This window comes from Deltaproteobacteria bacterium HGW-Deltaproteobacteria-18, assembly GCA_002841885.1.
Classification (GTDB): Bacteria; Desulfobacterota; Desulfovibrionia; order Desulfovibrionales; family Desulfomicrobiaceae; genus Desulfomicrobium.
In genome coordinates, this window is the sequence record PHBE01000014.1 from 43,121 (window position 1) to 60,341 (window position 17,221).

General features: G+C 62.4%; 14 protein-coding genes and 1 tRNA gene. 1 reads left to right on the plus strand and 14 read right to left on the minus strand.

The annotated features are described in order from the left end of the window. Positions 1-7: 7 nt before the first annotated feature. The 14 genes from CVU60_13215 to CVU60_13280 all read right to left on the minus strand — a co-directional run bounded on the left by CVU60_13215 (position 8) and on the right by CVU60_13280 (position 15,366). Positions 8-1,258, minus strand: a complete 1,251-nt coding sequence (locus CVU60_13215) for an ATP-dependent Clp protease ATP-binding subunit ClpX (GenBank protein PKN40980.1) — start codon at positions 1,256-1,258, stop codon at positions 8-10. Positions 1,259-1,291: 33 nt separating this feature from the next. After that, the gene (clpP, locus tag CVU60_13220; GenBank protein ID PKN40981.1) at positions 1,292-1,888 is read right to left on the minus strand and encodes an ATP-dependent Clp endopeptidase, proteolytic subunit ClpP; all 597 of its coding nucleotides are present in this window, start codon (positions 1,886-1,888) and stop codon (positions 1,292-1,294) included. A 190-nt stretch (positions 1,889-2,078) separates the two neighbouring features. Continuing rightward, positions 2,079-3,386 carry a trigger factor gene (gene tig, locus CVU60_13225; GenBank protein ID PKN40982.1) on the minus strand — a complete coding sequence of 436 codons (1,308 nt, stop codon included), beginning with the start codon at positions 3,384-3,386 and terminating at the stop codon, positions 2,079-2,081. Between the two features lie 188 nt (positions 3,387-3,574). Next, positions 3,575-3,657 (minus strand) — tRNA-Leu (locus CVU60_13230). A gap of 109 nt (positions 3,658-3,766) precedes the next feature. Further along, positions 3,767-5,941, minus strand: coding sequence for an ATP-dependent RecD-like DNA helicase (locus tag CVU60_13235; protein ID PKN40983.1), 2,175 nt, complete (start codon positions 5,939-5,941; stop codon positions 3,767-3,769). Between the two features lie 4 nt (positions 5,942-5,945). Next, positions 5,946-6,551 (minus strand): recombination protein RecR, encoded by a 606-nt coding sequence (locus CVU60_13240; protein PKN40984.1) that lies wholly within the window; start codon positions 6,549-6,551, stop codon positions 5,946-5,948. A 9-nt stretch (positions 6,552-6,560) separates the two neighbouring features. Further along, the gene (locus CVU60_13245; GenBank protein PKN40985.1) at positions 6,561-6,857 is read right to left on the minus strand and encodes a YbaB/EbfC family nucleoid-associated protein; all 297 of its coding nucleotides are present in this window, start codon (positions 6,855-6,857) and stop codon (positions 6,561-6,563) included. Beyond that, entirely contained in the window at positions 6,854-8,725 is a 1,872-nt protein-coding gene (gene dnaX, locus CVU60_13250) for a DNA polymerase III, subunit gamma and tau (protein PKN40986.1), read from the minus strand. Before dnaX ends, CVU60_13245 begins: the two co-directional genes overlap by 4 nt. An 83-nt stretch (positions 8,726-8,808) precedes the next feature. Then, the gene (locus CVU60_13255) at positions 8,809-9,732 is read right to left on the minus strand and encodes a branched chain amino acid aminotransferase (GenBank protein ID PKN40987.1); all 924 of its coding nucleotides are present in this window, start codon (positions 9,730-9,732) and stop codon (positions 8,809-8,811) included. 104 nt (positions 9,733-9,836) lie between these two features. Next, positions 9,837-11,180, minus strand: coding sequence for a ribosome biogenesis GTPase Der (locus tag CVU60_13260; GenBank protein PKN40988.1), 1,344 nt, complete (start codon positions 11,178-11,180; stop codon positions 9,837-9,839). Beyond that, on the minus strand, positions 11,177-12,223 hold the full coding sequence (mtnA, locus tag CVU60_13265) for an S-methyl-5-thioribose-1-phosphate isomerase (GenBank protein PKN40989.1): 1,047 nt from the start codon (positions 12,221-12,223) through the stop codon (positions 11,177-11,179). The genes CVU60_13260 and mtnA overlap by 4 nt, the downstream gene beginning before the upstream one ends. A gap of 199 nt (positions 12,224-12,422) precedes the next feature. Continuing rightward, positions 12,423-12,704, minus strand: a complete 282-nt coding sequence (locus CVU60_13270; GenBank protein ID PKN40990.1) for a peptidylprolyl isomerase — start codon at positions 12,702-12,704, stop codon at positions 12,423-12,425. A gap of 68 nt (positions 12,705-12,772) precedes the next feature. Continuing rightward, positions 12,773-13,618 (minus strand): 2-oxoacid ferredoxin oxidoreductase, encoded by an 846-nt coding sequence (locus tag CVU60_13275; GenBank protein ID PKN40991.1) that lies wholly within the window; start codon positions 13,616-13,618, stop codon positions 12,773-12,775. Then, positions 13,615-15,366, minus strand: a complete 1,752-nt coding sequence (locus CVU60_13280) for a 2-oxoacid:acceptor oxidoreductase subunit alpha (GenBank protein PKN40992.1) — start codon at positions 15,364-15,366, stop codon at positions 13,615-13,617. Before CVU60_13280 ends, CVU60_13275 begins: the two co-directional genes overlap by 4 nt. Positions 15,367-15,556: 190 nt before the next feature. Between CVU60_13280 and CVU60_13285 the strand changes: the two genes are divergently transcribed. Continuing rightward, the gene (locus CVU60_13285; protein ID PKN40993.1) at positions 15,557-17,221 is read left to right on the plus strand and encodes a hydantoinase/oxoprolinase; all 1,665 of its coding nucleotides are present in this window, start codon (positions 15,557-15,559) and stop codon (positions 17,219-17,221) included.

Genomic DNA, 17,221 nt, shown 5'->3' on the forward strand with positions numbered 1-17,221 from the left:
CGGATGGTCAGGCGCTCTTGGCTTCGGGTTTGAAAAGGAGCAACGGTTCCTTGCCCTCTTCCACCACGGCCTTGTTGATGACGCACTCGGTGACGTCCTTGGTGGACGGCAGAGTGTACATGATGTCGAGCATGATGGACTCCATCACGGATCTTAAGCCCCGCGCCCCGGTTTCCAGCTTGATTGCCCTGGAGGCCAGGGCCTTTAAGGCATTGTGCGTGAATTTGAGTTCCACGTTCTCAAGCTCGAACATCTTCTGATACTGTTTGACCAGGGCGTTCTTGGGCTCCTGCAGGATGCGCATCAGATCGTCTTCCTTGAGTTCGGTAAGGGAGGTTATGACCGAGATTCGCCCCGTGAATTCAGGAATAAGTCCGAAACGGATCAAGTCCATGGGGTGAACCTGCTTGAGCAGGCTGTCGGTATTGTCGTCCTGCTTGCGGCGCATCTTGGCGCCAAATCCCATGCTCGAGCCCTGTACGCGCTGCTTGACCATGTCTTCGAGCCCGATGAAGGCCCCGCCGACAATGAAAAGAATGTTCGACGTGTCGAGGCGGATGAATTCCTGCTGCGGGTGCTTGCGCCCGCCCTTGGGGGGGATATTGGCCACAGTCCCTTCGATGATCTTGAGGAGGGCCTGCTGCACGCCCTCGCCGGAAACGTCGCGGGTGATGGACGGGCTGTCGGACTTGCGCGAGATCTTGTCGATCTCGTCCACGTAGATGATTCCCTTGGCCGCAGACTCCAGATTGTAATCGGCGTTCTGGACCAGCTGGACCAGGATATTCTCGACATCCTCGCCCACATACCCGGCCTCGGTCAGCGTCGTGGCGTCGGCAATGGCGAAGGGCACTTTCAGGATGCGGGCCAGGGTCTGGGCCAGCAGGGTCTTGCCCGAACCGGTGGGACCGATCAGGAGGATGTTGCTCTTGTCGAGCTCCACGTCATCCTTGACCAGGGCGTGGTACTTGATGCGCTTGTAGTGATTGTACACGGCCACGGACAGGATCTTCTTGGCGTCGTCCTGCCCAACCACGTAATCATCCAGGGCGGCCTTGATCTCCTGGGGCAACGGGATGTCCGAGGAATCAAGATCTTCCTTGCGATTGTCATTCTTCAAAATGTCATCGCACAGGGCAATGCATTCATTGCAGATGTACACATCCGGACCGGCAATGAGCCTCAGCACTTCGTCCTGTCCCTTTCCACAAAAAGAGCAGGTCAGGTCCTTGCCGGTTCTTTTTTTTCTTTCCGCCATGATTACCTCAAAAATTCTAAATAATTCCTAAATCTATTCAAGTTCCTTGCGAGAGGCCAGGACCTGATCGATGAGACCGTATGTGCAGGCTTCTTCCCCACTCATGAAATAATCCCGCTCCGTGTCCTGTTCAACCTTTTCCAGCGTCTGGCCGGTGTGATGGGCCAGGATTCCGTTCAATTCGCCGCGCAGACGAATGATTTCCTTGGCCTGAATCGCGATGTCCGTGGCCTGTCCCTGAAATCCGCCCATGGGCTGATGGATCATGATGCGTGAATGCGGCAGCGTGTAGCGCATGCCCTTCTCGCCTGCCGCCAGGAGCACCGCCGCCATGCTCGCGGCCTGGCCGATGCACAGGGTGGCCACGGGCGCGGAGATGTACTGCATGGTGTCATAGATGGCCATGCCGGCCGTCACGGCCCCGCCGGGAGAGTTTATGTACATGCTGATCTGCTTCTCAGGATTCTCGGACTCCAGAAAAAGCAGCTGGGCGCAGATGGAGTTGGCGACGTGGTCGTCGACGGGAGTGCCCAGAAGTACGATGCGGTCTTTGAGCAGGCGGGAATAAATATCGTACATCCGCTCGCCGCGGCCGGTGTTTTCAATGACGAATACGGAATTACTGACCATGAAAGCTCCTAAAAAACAAAAATGGGGACAGACACCAAAGATTTGAAAAATAACGATCCGGGGCAGGGTGTCAAGGGCTGTATCCAAGGAGTCGCGGGTCGCCCGCTTTGACCTGCACATTGCCTGCCAGATTGAACGCGGACTTCCCGGAAAAGAAAAGGGGCCGGGTCAAGCCCGGCCCCCCAAGAAACTATGCGTTCGGAGCTGCTGCCGGGGGAACCGTGGTCACAGTGGCGTTTTCGTAAACAAGCTCCATGGCCTTGTCGGCCAGAACCCGATCCTTCAGCGGGATCATCAGGTTGTGCTGCTCGTAGTAATCCTTGATGGAATGGAAGTCCTGACCGGTGGACGCGGCCATCTTCTGCAGGACCAGGTCCACTTCCTGAGGATCGACCGTCAGGTTTTCGGCGCTGGCAATGGCCAGGAGCACCAGGGAGGACTTGACCACGTCCTCGGCCTGGGCGCGGTTCTCTTCGCGCAACTCGGCGGGAGTGCGGCCCAGGGAATCAAGGCTCTTGCCCTGACGCTCAAGCGTGCCCTGCAGCTCGACGATCTGCTTGTCGATCTGCTCTTCAACGATGCTCTGCGGCAGATCGAAGCTGACTTCGGCCTTGATGCCGTCCAGCAGCTTCTTCTGGGCATCGCCCTTGACCAGCTGCTTGCGGGTCGAAACGTAAGACTTCTCGATGGCGTCTTTCAAGTCCTGCACGGAGGTGTACCCACCGGCAAGCTCGGCGAAATCATCGTTGACCTCGGGCAGGTCACGGACCTTGATGGCGTGCAGCGTGATCTGCATGGACACGGTCTGGCCGGCCAGCTTGTCGTTGATGAAATCCGCGGGGAAGGTCAGCTCGCTCTCCTTGGTGTCGCCGGGAGTCATGCCGATGACGATGTCCTCGAACTCGGGCAGGGAATTGCCTTCGCCCAGGGGAAGTTCAAACTTGTTGGCGGCAATTCCTTCCATGGCGGCTCCATCCTGGAAGGCCTGGAAGTCGATGACCGCGATATCGCCGTTGGCGGCGGGACGCTCTTCCTTGATGATCACGGTCTTGGCCATGTTCTGACGGATGCGCTCGATGACGTCCTCAACCTGCTGCGGATCGACGACGATGTCTTCTTCCTCGACGGCAAGGCCCTTGTACTCGGGCAGGTCGAAGGACGGCGCGATTTCAAAGGAAAACGAATAGGAAAAATTCTCTTCCCGCTCCATTTCCTTGGCATCGACGTCGATGCGGGAAAGAGGAGAGAGCTTGAGTTCGCCCAGAATCTCATTGATATGGTAGTTGATCAGGTCGGTCGTGGCCTCGCCGTAAATCTGCTTGCGGTACTTGGCCTCGACCACGGAGGACGGGACCTTGCCCTTGCGGAAACCCTTTATCTCCGCGCCCTTGCGATACAGGGCCACAGTTGCGGTCAGCGCTGCTTGCACTTCCTCGACGCTCACTTCCACCGCCACCTTGCGCTTGACCGGGGAAAGCTCTTCGACTTTGTATTCCATGACTCCACTCCTTAGGTGATGGGCGCTCCCTCGGGGGCCCGGATAATCGATATTACGAGGGAGGCGGGCCGGGGCTCTTTCCCTCGGCGTACCCGTCCCCGTCATTTCCTCAGTATGTCTGAATCGTCACGTCCAGGCACGTCGCGGGCATAGGATTCCCTGATGGCCAGGACTCGTCTTTCTTGTTTTGGTGCGGGCGATAGGATTCGAACCTACAAGCTTTTGGCGTCAGCTCCTAAGGCTGATGCGTTTACCGTTCCGCCACGCCCGCAATCCACAAAAGAGACTCCATAGACAAGCTTTCACAGGCCTGTCAACGCATCTCGCGCCCTCAAATCCGTGATTTCAGCCCCATTCGTCCGTTCTTTCAGCCCCTTGGACTAGATTTGATGCTCTTTTGCAAGACGCGCGGCCAGCGACGTGTGGCGCTGTCGCCCGCGCTCGTTGCCCAGCCCCATGTGCATGGCGCGGCGCGAGCCCATGAGCACGGCCAGTTTCCTGGCGCGGGTCAATCCGGTGTAGATCAGATTGCGCTGCAGGAGCATGTAATGCTGCGAAACCACCGGCATGACCACGGCCGGGTATTCACTGCCCTGACTTTTGTGCACGCTGATGGCGTAGGCCAGACCAATCTCGTCGAGCTCGTCGAAACCATACTCCACTTCCCGGCCGTCAAATTCAGCGACCAGGGTCTCGTCCTCGGAATCGAAGGCGAGAATGCGCCCCAGGTCACCGTTGAAGACTTCCTTGTCGTAGTTGTTCCTGAGCTGCAGAATACGGTCCCCGACCCGGTAGCTTCGCTGGCCGCGGACCAACTCCCGCCCCTGTGCATTGAGTCGCTCCTGGAGCAGGCGGTTCAAGGCGATGGTGCCCACCTCGCCCTTGTGCATGGGGGTCAGCACCTGCACGTCGGTCATGGGGTCAAGGCCGTACGCTTCGGGGATGCGCTCGCAGACCATGCGCAGGACCAGGGCCTGCAGTTCGAGCAGGTTTTCCTTCTCGACCCAGAAAAAATCGGCCTTGGGAGGGACATGCGGACTGCCGAGAGGAAACTCGCCCTCGTTGATGCGGTGGGCGTTGACCACGATCATGCTCTCGCGCGCCTGTCGATAGATGTGGGTCAGGCGCACGGCAGGAATCACGCCGCTCTCGATCATGTCTCCGAGCACATTGCCCGCGCCCACCGACGGCAGCTGATTCTCATCGCCGACGAAAACCAGGCGGCAGGTCAGGGGCAGCGCCCGCAGGAGCGACAGGCACAGGCCGCAGTCGAGCATGGATACCTCGTCCACGACCATGACATCGGCACTGAGCTTCTTCTCCTCGTTGAACTCGAAGCCCGTGGCAGGCTGGTAGCGCAGCAACCGGTGCAGGGTGGTGGCCGTGAACCCGGTGGCCTCGGCCAGCCTTTTGGCGGCCCGGCCCGTGGGCGCGGCCAGGGAAATTTTCAGCCCCAGGGCCTTCAAGGCTCGCACCACGACGCGCGTGATGGTCGTCTTGCCCGTGCCCGGACCTCCGGTGATGATGGAGACCTTGTGCCCGCAGGCCGACTCCACCGCGGCGCGCTGCTCTTCCGACAGGGTCAGGGACTGGCGCTGCTCTTCCCGCTCCACGGCTTTCGATATCTTTTCCGGGTCGATGCGGCTGACATGATCGAGCAGACCCTGCAGACGCGAAGCAATCTCGCGCTCGGTGCGGTAGAAGTACGTCAGAAAAACGGCCTCGGGCACGCCCTTCTCCGGCAGAGGCTCGATGACCAGGCGCTTGCGCTCGACCAGGGCATCGATCTGCTCCTCGATGAGCTCAAGGTCATGACAGTTCAGCAGTTTGGCCGCCTCCTCCACCAGGACCGGACGCGGCAGGAACATGTGCCCGGCCCCGTCAGCCACCTGGCGCAGGCAATACTCCACTCCGGCCTCCAGACGCTGGGGCGCATCCTCGGCAAATCCGAGTTTGAGCGCCACCTCATCGGCGGTACGAAAACCGATGCCATGGATATCATAGGCCAGGTCATAGGGGTTGGCGCGCAGGCGCTGCACGGCGTTCACCCCGTAATGACGGAAGATGCGGTGGGCAAAGGTCGTGGCCACGCCATGCGTCTGCAGGAAAAGCATCAGCCCGCGCACCTCGCGCTTCTCCTGCCAGGAGGAAATGATGGTCCGAAGCTTGGCCGGACCGATGCCCTCCACTTCGAGGAGCTGTTCGGGATCCGAATCCATGATGTCGAGAATCTGGCTGCCGAAACGGCTGATCATGCGGTCGGCGGTCTTCTCGCCGATGCCCTTGATCGCCCCGGAGCCCAGAAAGCGGCGGATGCCGTTTATGGAAGCGGGCAGAAGATGTTCGCAGGAGTCGGCCTTGAACTGCCGCCCGAACTTGGGATGCTCGACCCACTCGCCCGACATGCGCAGGGACTCGCCCGGAGCCACGTCGCCCAGAAGCCCGACCACGTTGATCTGTCCGGGCTCGGAAGGCGAGTCCACGCGTGCGATGACGTAACCGTTTTCGGGATTGTGGTAGACGACGGAGACGACTTCGCCCTGGATGCTGCTCATGGGGCTACAGGGACTGCCTGTGCTTGAGGGATTGCTTCAGGGTTTCGCGGTCCACGTATTTGATCTCCGACCCCAGCGGAATGCCCTGGGCCAGACGGGTCACGGACACGCCCGGAAAGCTGCGCGTCAGCAGGTTGTGAACATAGGAGCCCGTGGCTTCGGCCTCCATGGTCGAGCCCAGAGCCAGGATGACCTCGCGCACCTGACCTTCCCGCAGAATGGATTCAAGCCTGTCCAACTCGAGATTTCCGGCATCGACCCCGTCCAGGGGGGACAAAAGGCCGCCCAGGATCAGGTAGCGGCCCTTGAAGATGCCGGATTCCTCCATGACCATGAGGCTGTCCCATTCCGAGACCAGACAGAGCTGCTCTGGCGTCCTTGAGGGATCGGTGCAGAGATGGCAGGGATCGCTGTCGGCCAGACCGCAGCAGCGCGAGCAGATGTGCAGCGCGCTGCGCAGCCCCTCGATGTCGCGACCGAAGGAGCGCACGGACTCTTCTGGCCATTTGAGCAGGGTCAGGGCCATGCGCAGGGCGCTTTTGGGCCCCACCCCGGGCAGGGCCGAAAACTGATCCACGATCTTTTGCAAGGGAGAAGGAAGACGCTGCACCCGGGCTCCCTAGAAAAGACCGGGAATCTTCATCCCGCCGGTGATCTGGGCCATCTCGCCCTGCATCAGGTCCTTGCCCTTCTTCAGGACTTCGTTGACCGCCGAGAGAACCATGTCCTGGAGCATGTCCACGTCCTCGAGCACGGCCGGGTCGATGACCACGGACAGTATCTCTCCGGCACAGGTCGCCTTGACCGTGACCATGCCGCCGCCCACGCTGGTCTCCACTTCCTTCTTGCCTATCTCTTCCTGAGTGCGCAGCATCTTCTTCTGCATCATCTGCGCCTGTCTGATAAGTTCGTTCATATCTCGCTCTCCTTGGAATTTCCGTTTGATAGGGGCCGGACCTCGACGATCCGGGCCTGAAATTTTTCCTGAGCCTCCTGCACCACGGGATCTACCAGGGCCATCTCGCGCAGTTCGGTGCGGGTCTTGCGCACCGATTCCGCCGGTGCATCAACCCTCGGCGTCACGCCGGGACCGAAGTAGGCACGGGCCGCTTCCGTCAGCAAGGGCATGCTGGCCTTGAGGCGGTCGCACAGAAAAATATGCCGGCTGGTCATGACCAGTTCAGCACCCCGAAGCTCTCCTTGCGCCTTGTCCAGACCAGGCAAAGGCTTCGCCCCTTCCGCGCGCTTGGCGCAAAAAGCCACGAATCCGGCCCAATTCTTGGGACCGGCAGGCACGGCCTGGGCAGCGGATACAGGAGGAGCCGCGCTTGGCCCATCGGCCCGGCTGCTGAAATCCGCCTGCGCTTCCCGCAACGACATGCCCGGCCCTGAAGCCTGGGCAGCAGATCGGGGCAGCGCCCTGGACGATTCGGCAGGCGCGGCCTGTGCGGCAGGCGCGGCCTGTGCGGCAGGCGCGGCCTGTGCGGCAGGCGCGGCCTGTGCGGCAGGCGCGGCCTGTGCGGGCTGCGGGGAAGATGCTGGAGCCGGCCGGGCCGTGGCGTTACCCGGGGCACGGGACGCGGCTGGCGAGGCGGGCGGGGTCATGGGTCGGGACGGGGCGGGACGCGCGGGGGCTCCTCCTCGGCCGGGATCGCCGCCGGGGCGGGCTTCCGAGGCCCCCATGGCCAAAAGATCGGGCAGACACGCCAGATTGAGAAGCAGCAGCTCCAGGGCCAGGGCAGGCTCCATGCTGGTCAGCACCTTGCGCTGGCTGTCCATGGTCATCTGCCAGGCCGCGTGCAAATGCCCCAGAGAAAAACCGGGCGCGACACTGGCCCAGATGTCCACTTCCTCGGCCGGGAGGTCGATGATGCTCCGCGCCGCATCACCCATCTGGTGCAGCAGGAAAAGATTGCGCCAGCAACCGGCCAGTTCGCGCAGGAAGAAACCCAGGTCCACGCCCTGATCCAGAATCTGGGTCAAGAGGGCGTGCAGGCCCTGCAGGTCCCGGGCTTGCACGCATTCGATCAGGCGCACGAAGACCTCGCTCCCGGCCAGTCCCAGCACCTCGCGCACGTCGGCCAGGGTCAGGGAATCGGAACCCAGAGCCATGACCTGGCCCAGAAGCGACATGCCGTCACGGACCGATCCGGCCCCGCGCCGGGCTATGAGGGTCACGGCGGAAGGCTCGGCCGGCATGGATTCACGCGTGAGCACACCGTCAAGATGCCGCACCAGGTCAGCCTGGGGCAGACGCTTGAAGACGAAATGCTGGCAGCGGCTGATGATGGTCTGGGGAAATTTTTCCGGTTCCGTGGTGGCCATGATAAAGGTCACGTGGCCGGGCGGCTCCTCTAGGGTTTTCAGGAGCGCATTGAAGGCCTGCTTGGAGAGCATGTGCGCTTCGTCGATGATGATGACCTTGTAGCGGCACTCGAGCGGCGCATATCCCACATCTTCCTTGAGGCGACGGACATTGTCGACGCCGGTATTGGACGCGCCGTCGATTTCGACCACGTCCACGGCCGAGCCAAGGGTGATCTGGCGGCAGATCGGACACTGGTTGCAGGGCTCCAGGGCGGGTCCGTTCTGGCAGTTCAGGGCCTTGGCGAAGATGCGGGCCAGGGTGGTCTTGCCCACCCCGCGGGTCCCGCTGAACAGATAGGCCGGTGCAACCCGCCCTGTGGACGCAGCCCGGGAGAGGATGCGCTTGACAGCGTCCTGGCCGGCCACTTCTGCAAAACTCTGAGGGCGGTAACGGGCGGTAAGGCTTTCCTGACTCATGGTGCGTGGAGGGGGGGCAAAAGTTCATGGAACGCCGGGTTCCGCCTGAGCGGGACCCGGCATGCGCGCAATGATCGAAAAAGCTAGATCGTGTAACGGGCCAGCCACTTTCCGTACTTGGGATTGTCGCCGCGCAGCAGCTTGAAATAGGCGTCCTGCAAGGCTGCCGTGACCGGACCGCGACTGCCCTCGCCGATGGTCCGGCGGTCGATTTCGCGGATGGGCGTGACCTCGGCCGCCGTGCCGGTGAAGAAGGCTTCATCGGCGCAGTACAGTTCATCACGCGTGAAGCGGTCCTCGATGACGGTGTAACCGAGGTCTTCAGCCAGGATCATGAGCGTCTCGCGGGTGATGCCGGCCAGGATGGAGCCCAGCGGCGGAGTCTTGATCACCCCGTTTCGGACCATGAAAATGTTCTCGCCCGTGGCCTCGGACACATAGCCTTCGGCGTCGAGCATCAGGGCCTCGTGGTAGCCGTCGGCCAGAGCCTCGCGCTTGGCCAGCACGGAGTTGACGTAGTTGCCGCAGGTCTTGGCCTTGGTCATCATGACATTTACGTGATGCCGGGTGAAGGTCGAGGTCTTGATGCGGATGCCCTTTTCCAGGGCTTCGGCTCCAAGGTAGGCGCCCCAGGGCCAGGTCGCGATGATGGTCTGGATCGGGTTGTCGCCGGGAAAGACGCCCATGGCGCCAGCGCCGATGAAGCACAGGGGCCGGATATAGCCCTCGGGCTGGCGGTTGGCCTTGAGGGTCTCGATGATGGCATCGAAAATCTGCTGCTCGGTGAAGGGGATGACCATTTCATTGATTTTGGCCGACAAAAAGAGCCTCTCGACGTGCTCCTGCAGACGAAATACGGCCGAGCTCCCGTCGGAGCAGACGTAGCAGCGGATGCCCTCGAACACGCCCACTCCGTAGTGCAGGGTATGCGTAAGGACGTGAACCTGAGCTTCGTCCCAGGGAACGAGTTTGCCGTCGAACCAAATCTTGTCAGCTTTCTGAACCATACATCCTCCTTCATATGGGCGTCTTTTTTGGAGCTCCGGACGCACGGCCCGGAGCGTGGAGGGACACTAGGGCATGGCCAAAGCCCGGTCAAGGGAGCCCTGTCCTACTTGCCTTTTTCGTTGTCGTGGCTGGAGCGGAAAACCATGCGGATGGGCGTCTTGTCCATGCGGAAAACCTTGCGCAGCTGATTTTCCAGATAGCGCACGTAGCTGCCGTGAAAGAGCTTCGCGTCGTTGACGAAAAACACGAAGGTCGGCGGCCGGGAGTCGGCCTGCGTCATGTAGTAGATCTTGCCCCGGCGGCCGCCCATGACCGGGGGCTGATGCCGCTCGGTGACCATCTTGACCAGACGGTTGAGCTCGCCCGTGGTCACGCGCTGGCCGCACTGCTCCCAGAGCTTCTCGACCAGGGGCAAAAGCCCGCCGAGCCCCGCCATGGATACGGACGAGGAATACAGCACAGGCACATGGGCGCAGAAAGCGAACTCATCCACCAGATCCTTCTTGGTCTTCGCCAGCTGGTCCTTGGTCAAGAGGTCGATCTTGTTGACGACGATGACAAAGGGGATCTTTTCCGTGTCCAGAAAGGACAACAGGCGCTTGTCCTGACCGACCACGCCGTCCATGATGTCGAGCACGAGAACCACCACGTCAGCCTGCTTGGCGGCCTGCATGGAGTGCACTACACTGAAATATTCCAGGGAATCCGTGACCTTGGACTTGCGACGCACCCCGGCGGTGTCGACAATCGTGTAGGTCTTGCCGCCGCGCTGAACGGTCACGTCCACGCAGTCGCGGGTGGTGCCGGCCTCGGCGCTGACCATGACACGCTTCTTGCCGAGAAGCGCGTTGACGGTCGAGGACTTGCCTGCGTTGGGGCGTCCGAGCAGGGCAATCTTGAGTCCGCCCTGGGCCGGTCCGGCCTCGATCTCCTGCGCCTCCGGCCGGGGCAGAATTTCCTCGATCATCTCGCGCAGGTCGCCCATGCCGAAACCATGGGACGCGGACACGCAGTCCAGAGGAAAGCCCAGGCCATAGAAGTCGGCCGCCATGGTCTCCTCCTGTTCGGGGCCATCGACCTTGTTGACGATGACGCGCACTTCCTTGCCGCTCTGGCGCAGATACTGCCCGACCTGTTCGTCCTGGGGATGCAGCCCGGTGCGGCCGTCGACAATGAACAGTATGAGATCCGCCCCGGCCATGGCCTCCCTGGCCTGCTCAAAGATGCTGATCTCGATCTCGTCGCTGGAATCGGGGACCAGCCCGCCGGTGTCGACCAGCATGTACGAACGTGTTTCCCCGCGCACCTCGCTGAAGATGCTGTCCCGGGTCACGCCGGCCATGTCGTGGGTGATGGAGACCCGCCTCTTGATGAGGCGGTTGAAAAGAGTGGATTTGCCCACGTTGGGACGCCCGATGAGGGCCACCATGGGAAGAAACTGGTTCATGGTCTGGATTCCTGGCCGATGATCTCGGCGATGCTCGATGTGTAGGGCGGGGAAAGAACCCCGCGTTCAGTGATGATGCCCGTGATCAGGGAATGATCCGTGACATCGAATGCAAAATTGAAAACCGGGACTCCGTCAGGCGTGATCTGCGTATTTCCCACATGGGTCACTTCCAGCGGCGTACGATCCTCGATGGGGATGAGGCTGCCGTCCGGCGTGGCCAGGTCGAAGGTGGAACTGGGCGCGGCCACGTAGAAAGGGATGCCGTAATGACGGGCCAGGATGGCCACGCCGGAGGTCCCGATCTTGTTGGCCACGTCGCCGTTGGCCACGATGCGGTCCGCCCCGACCACGACCTTGTCCACCAGGCCGCGCTTCATGAGCAGCGAGCAGGCGTTGTCGCAGGCCACGGTGACAGGGATACCATCCTTGTGCAGCTCGTAGGCGGTCAGCCGGGCGCCCTGCAGAAAGGGCCTGGTCTCGTTGGCGATGACCGAAATCTTCCTGCCCATGTCCACCGCGCCACGGATCACGCCAAGGGCGGTGCCGTAACCCGCGGTGGCCAGCGCGCCTGCGTTGCAATGGGTCATGACCGTGTCGCCATCGGCAAGCAAGGCTCCGCCAAAACGGCCCATGGCCTTGTTCATGGCGATGTCCTCGGCATGAATCTTCATGGCCAGAGCCGACCAGACCTCGCCAAGCGCGCGCGGGTCATGGATGTTGAATCCGGCCTCGCGCATCAGTCCCACGGCCCAGGCCAGATTGACCGCCGTAGGCCGGGCCTGGGCAAGCATGGAGAGCAGCCGCTCAAGCTCGCTGCGCCAATACGCCCCGGCCGCCATGGCCTGCCTGAGTGCAATGCGACACCCGTAGGCGGCGCTGACGCCGATGGCAGGCGCCCCGCGCACGACCATGGTCTGCAGGGCGTAGACGACGTCCTCGACGGTGCGACAGGCAAAGGTTTCCTCGGTCAGCGGCAGCTTGCGCTGGTCAAGAAGGAGCAGGGCGCAGGCCTCGGCGTCAAAGCGGATGTGATCTTCCATGGAGTTCCTCTGAAAAAATGGGGCGTTGGGGATAAATGGGTCGCATGGGACGAAAGGGACCTATGAAAATTTCTTCAACCTGTGTTTCTTATAGGTCCTATAGATCCTGGAAATCCCATTCTTCCCATTCCTCTTTCCCAAAAAAAACCGGACTACCAAGCAGCCCGGTTTTCACAGACAGGCTTGGTGCCCTGTCCTTTCAGGAGCGCTCGGTCACTTCCACCAGGTGAAAGCCGAACTGGGTCTTGACCGGTCCGTGCACGACGCCGACGGCTTCGTTGAAGCAAACCTGGTCGAATTCAGGAACCATCTGGCCGGGACCGAATGAGCCCAGATCCCCGCCGCGCTTCCCGGACGGGCACTGTGAATAATTGCGGGCGATCTCGGCGAAATCTCCACCCTCTTCCGTGATTTTCGTTTTCAGAGCCTGACAAACCTCTTCGGTTGCCACCAGAATGTGACGAGCACGTGCTTTGGCCATGGAATTCTCCTTCTTTTTTTTTGTGGCCCTACCCGTATGCCCGTCACTTGGCAAGACGCCCCTTGGGGTCAGGCATAGGCGAGCATGCGTCGCTTCACGGCCTCCATGTCCACGGCCTTGCGATACAGGGCGCCGTCAGCGCACTGCGGAAGCTGCGCGTCCTTGGAGGGGCGCTCCTCGCGAAACAGCACGCCGATGGGAATCTCTTCACCGAACGCCTGGGCCACTGTCATGGCGGCGGCCCAGTCTTGCGGATCATGGCTCGCCTCCTTGCACCTGGCCTTGTACCAGGCAAAGGTGTTGAGCTTGTTGAATGATATGCACGGCGAGTGCAGGTCCACCAAGGCGAAGCCCGGATGCCGCATGGCCTCGACAATGGTCTTCACGGCATGCTCGTGAAAGCCCGAGAAGGTCCTGGCCACGAAGCCGGCGCGCATGGCCACGGCCACGGCCACGGGATTGAAAGGCTGATCGACGACGCCCAGGGGATTGTTCTTGGTCACGTGCCCGGTCATGGTCGTGGGGCTCGACTGGCCCTTGGTCAGACCGTAGATCTGATTGTCATGCACGATGAGGGTGATGTTCACGTTGCGCCGGATGGCGGCCAGAAAGTGGTTTCCGCCCTCGCCGTAGGTGCAGCCGTCACCCGACTCCACCAGCACTGTCATCTCGGGATTGACCAGCTTGACGGCCTGGGCCGGGGACAGGGCGCGGCCGTGCAGCCCGTTGAAGCCGTTGCACTTGAGATAGTGCACGGTCTTGGCCGCCTGGCCGATGCCGGAAACCATGATGAACTGGTGCGGCTGAATGTCCTGGCTGGCCAGAGCTTCCTTGACGGCCACGAGCACGTCATGGTTGCCGCAGCCGGGGCACCAGCTGGTCTTGAATTCGCCGTAGGTCTTGGTGTCGATCATAAAGCCTCCAGGACGGGCTGCAGCCGCTCCATGACGAACCCTGCCGTCAGGGCCCGGCCGTCATAACGCAGAACGGTGTCTTGAATGTGAAAACCTGTGGTCTTGCGCAGCAGGCCCGCGAACTGGGCGGTGCTGTTGCCTTCCACGGCCACGACCGCCGCTGCCGACTCGAGGCGCGGCATGAAGGTCTCGGGGAGCAGCGGCCAGACCTGGGTGAAGCACAGACAGGCGGCCCTGGTCCCGCTCTTGCGCAGCTCTGCGGTCACTTCGCGCAGCACTTCACAGGAGGATCCCCAGCCGACCAGCAACAGCTCCGGTTCTTCGTCGCCTGAAAACTCCGGCGGCAGGACCCGGGAAAGGAGCTCTTCCATCTTGGCTTGGCGCTTGTCCTGCATGCGCACGCGAATGCCCCCGTCCTCGATGATGTGCCCGATCTCGTCGTGTTCATGGGAATCGGCCAGGACCAGGCTCTTTCCGTGCCCGGGAATACGCCGGGGGGAGATGGGATTGTCCCAGTTGTAGCGACGGTATTTCTCCGGGTCGGTGTCGCCGAGATCAGGCTCCGTAACGGGCGCGAGCGCCTCAAGATCAAAGGGCGCGACCGACCGCGCGGTGCTTGCCAGATACTGGTCCGAAAGCAGGAACACCGGGCCCTGGCTCTTTTCAGCCAGATCGAAGGCCCTGTGGGTCAGATGAAAGCAGTCATCCAGAGTGGACGGAGCCAGGATGGCGCGCGGGAACTCGCCGTGACCGGCGTAAAGCACCAGGTCCAGATCGGCCTGCTCCGTGCGCGTAGCCAGACCCGTGGCCGGGCCGGGGCGCTGAACCACGGCAAATACCACGGGCGTCTCCGAGACTCCGGCCAGGCTGACGGCCTCGGTCATGAGGGCGAACCCGCCGCCCGAGGTGGGCACGATGCTCCGCGCTCCGGCGTAGGACGCGCCGAGCGCCATGTTCGCGGCCGCTATCTCGTCCTCGGCCTGCTCCACCACAACGCCCATCTCGACGGCGGCCTGGACCAGGCCTTCGGCGATGGAGGTCGCCGGGGACATGGGATAATAGCCGCAAAAACGCACACCTGCGGCAAGCGCGCCAAGAACGATGGCCTGGTTGCCGTCCATGGTCAGCAGTCCGGCCGGGCCCCCGGCTTTGGGCAGGGGCAGGCTCGGGGCGTTTTCGACAGCCCACTTCATGGAGGACGCCAGCACGCGCAGATTGCTGGAGACGATTTCGTCCCCCTTGGCACCGAACTGCTCCTCAAGCTGCTCCTCGAACAGGGACGCCTCAAGGCCGAGCATGGCCCCTATCACGCCGAGCAGGGCAACATTGCGAAAAACAGGACGCGGCGCGAGCTCCGCAAAGGGGATGGCCACAAGGCCGGGAGTATCGGGCAGTTCCCAGCCCGCGTCGGCCAGAATGATGGCCGGATCCTTGAGTTTGTCCTTGTGCAGGACCACGCTCTCCCGGCTCATGGCCGCCAACAGATGAAACGTGTCCGGCGGCCCCGGCACGGGCTGCGAACCGATGCGCAGACGAAAATTATTGTGTCCGCCCCGTACCCGGGACATGACATGCTGGGCCGCGAGCAGATGCCTGCCCGAGCGGACCACGGCTTTTCCCAGCAGCCCGGAAACGGTATCCAGGCCCTGCCCGGCCTCTCCCCCCATGATCAAATGCAGTTCTTCGTGCACGAATATCTCCTTGGTTTTCCATGAGCGCGGAGATCCCGCGACATGAATATCGACCATCCTCCTGCTTGCATATTTTGCGGGAGGAGACAACCATCAGCGGATGGCCATGATGAAAAAAGTGCTCCGGTGGCGCACGTGCCGGAGCCTGACGCCCTCCACCCGGCATCATGCCGCCCCACTGGACGGGGCCGACGTAAATCCTTAAGGCAATCGCGTCTGAAGGATCATCCCCAGAAAGGAAATTTCCATGTCCCCACCAACCTGCGTCATCGGCATCGACACCGGCGGCACCTACACGGATGCGACAGTTCTCGACCGTTCGTCCGGACGGGTTCTGGCCGGCGTGAAGACTCCGACCACCCCTCACGACCCGGCCCTGGCCATCGGCCGAAGCCTGGAAAAGGTGCTCCTGGCCTCGGGCGCAAACCCGGACGCGATCGAACTTGTGACCGTGTCCACGACCCTCGCCACCAACGCCCTGGTGGAAGACAAGGGGGCGGAGGTCGGACTCTTCGTCATCGGTCACGACAAACGCCTGCACATTCCGGCGGCGGACATGCGCTTCATCCCCGGCGGACACAAGGCCCGGGGCATCGAATCCGAACCACTGGGCATGGATTTTCTGATCCAGGGCATCGCCGCCATGAAAGGCCGCGTGGACGCCTATGCCGTCTGCGCCATGCTCGCCTTCGAAGACCCGACCCACGAACTGGTCGCGACCAAGGCCATCGAGCTCATGGACCCAAAACCCGTGTTCTGCTCCCATCAGGCCAGCACCCGCCCGGGCATGGAGGAACGCGCCGCCACGGCCGTGCTCAACGCCCGCCTGCTGCCCGTCATGCAGGACTTCCTGCGCGGCATCGCCCGCTCCATGGAACGCCTCGGACTGTCCTGCCCGGTGCGCATCGTGCGCGGAGACTGCCAGAGCATGGACCTGCCCGAGGCCGTGCGCAATTCCTCGGCCACGGTGGCCAGCGGCCCGGCGGCCACCGCCCTGTTCGGCGGACACGCCGCCGCGGGCGAGACGGCGCTCATCGTGGACGTGGGCGGCACCACGACGGACATCACCCTCGTCAGGGAGGGCCGCCCCGTGGTCCGCGAGGAGGGCATGACCATCGGCTCCTGGCGCACGCACGTGCGGGCCGTGGAGATGTACACCGTGGGCCTTGGCGGCGACAGCCTGACGCGCGTCGAGAACGGCCGCCTTTGCCTTGGCCCGGCCCGGGTCGTACCGCTGTCCCAGATCCACCTGCATCTTGACGGGGCGGCCCTGGAATCCATGACGCGCCCCGAGGCCTGGCTCGGTGCGGACCTTTGCGCCCAGTGCGTGCAGCTTGCTCCGGGCACCGAGCCCAAGGACGACCCCATCCTGCGCTGGCTCGCCGAGCATGGCCCGGCCACGCCCGTGCGCCTGCGGCAGGAGCTGGCCCTAGCCGAATCAAGTCTGGAAAAAGCCATCGCCAGACTGCAGGCCGCAAGACGGGTCATCACCTGCGGATTCACGCCCACGGACGCCCTGCATGTGCTCGGACGCCTGGACCTCGGCGACGCCAGACCCGCCATGGCAGGCGCAGGGGTGCTGGCCGCGCTCCTGAATCTCGCACCGCAAGCGTTCTGCGACCTCGTGCTTGAAAAAGCCCACGCAACCATCGCCACCACCATTCTTTGCGCCCTGGGCAACCGGGAAGTCGGTCCGGCCCTGGCCCGTCTCATTCAGGAACCCGGGCGAGACACGCTCCTCGACATCACGATCAAGGTCCGCCCACGGATCATCGGCATCGGGGCAGCCGCCCCGTTCCTGCTCCCCGCAGTGGCCGCGCGTCTCGGCACCGAAGCGATTTTTCCGGAACATTACGAGGTCGGCAACGCCTTGGGCGCGGCCCTCATGGACACCATCACCACCAAGGAGTGA

Bases quoted from the DNA above. Each gene is read 5' to 3' on its own strand.
- CVU60_13280 (PKN40992.1), bottom strand. From the start codon at position 15,366: ATGGTCGATATTCATGTCGCGGGATCTCCGCGCTCATGGAAAACCAAG.
- CVU60_13245 (PKN40985.1), bottom strand. From the start codon at position 6,857: ATGAACGAACTTATCAGACAGGCGCAGATGATGCAGAAGAAGATGCTG.
- CVU60_13285 (PKN40993.1), top strand. From the start codon at position 15,557: ATGTCCCCACCAACCTGCGTCATCGGCATCGACACCGGCGGCACCTAC.
- CVU60_13270 (PKN40990.1), bottom strand. From the start codon at position 12,704: ATGGCCAAAGCACGTGCTCGTCACATTCTGGTGGCAACCGAAGAGGTT.
- tig (PKN40982.1), bottom strand. From the start codon at position 3,386: ATGGAATACAAAGTCGAAGAGCTTTCCCCGGTCAAGCGCAAGGTGGCG.
- CVU60_13255 (PKN40987.1), bottom strand. From the start codon at position 9,732: ATGGTTCAGAAAGCTGACAAGATTTGGTTCGACGGCAAACTCGTTCCC.
- dnaX (PKN40986.1), bottom strand. From the start codon at position 8,725: ATGAGTCAGGAAAGCCTTACCGCCCGTTACCGCCCTCAGAGTTTTGCA.
- mtnA (PKN40989.1), bottom strand. From the start codon at position 12,223: ATGGAAGATCACATCCGCTTTGACGCCGAGGCCTGCGCCCTGCTCCTT.
- CVU60_13235 (PKN40983.1), bottom strand. From the start codon at position 5,941: ATGAGCAGCATCCAGGGCGAAGTCGTCTCCGTCGTCTACCACAATCCC.
- CVU60_13260 (PKN40988.1), bottom strand. From the start codon at position 11,180: ATGAACCAGTTTCTTCCCATGGTGGCCCTCATCGGGCGTCCCAACGTG.
- CVU60_13275 (PKN40991.1), bottom strand. From the start codon at position 13,618: ATGATCGACACCAAGACCTACGGCGAATTCAAGACCAGCTGGTGCCCC.
- clpP (PKN40981.1), bottom strand. From the start codon at position 1,888: ATGGTCAGTAATTCCGTATTCGTCATTGAAAACACCGGCCGCGGCGAG.
- CVU60_13215 (PKN40980.1), bottom strand. From the start codon at position 1,258: ATGGCGGAAAGAAAAAAAAGAACCGGCAAGGACCTGACCTGCTCTTTT.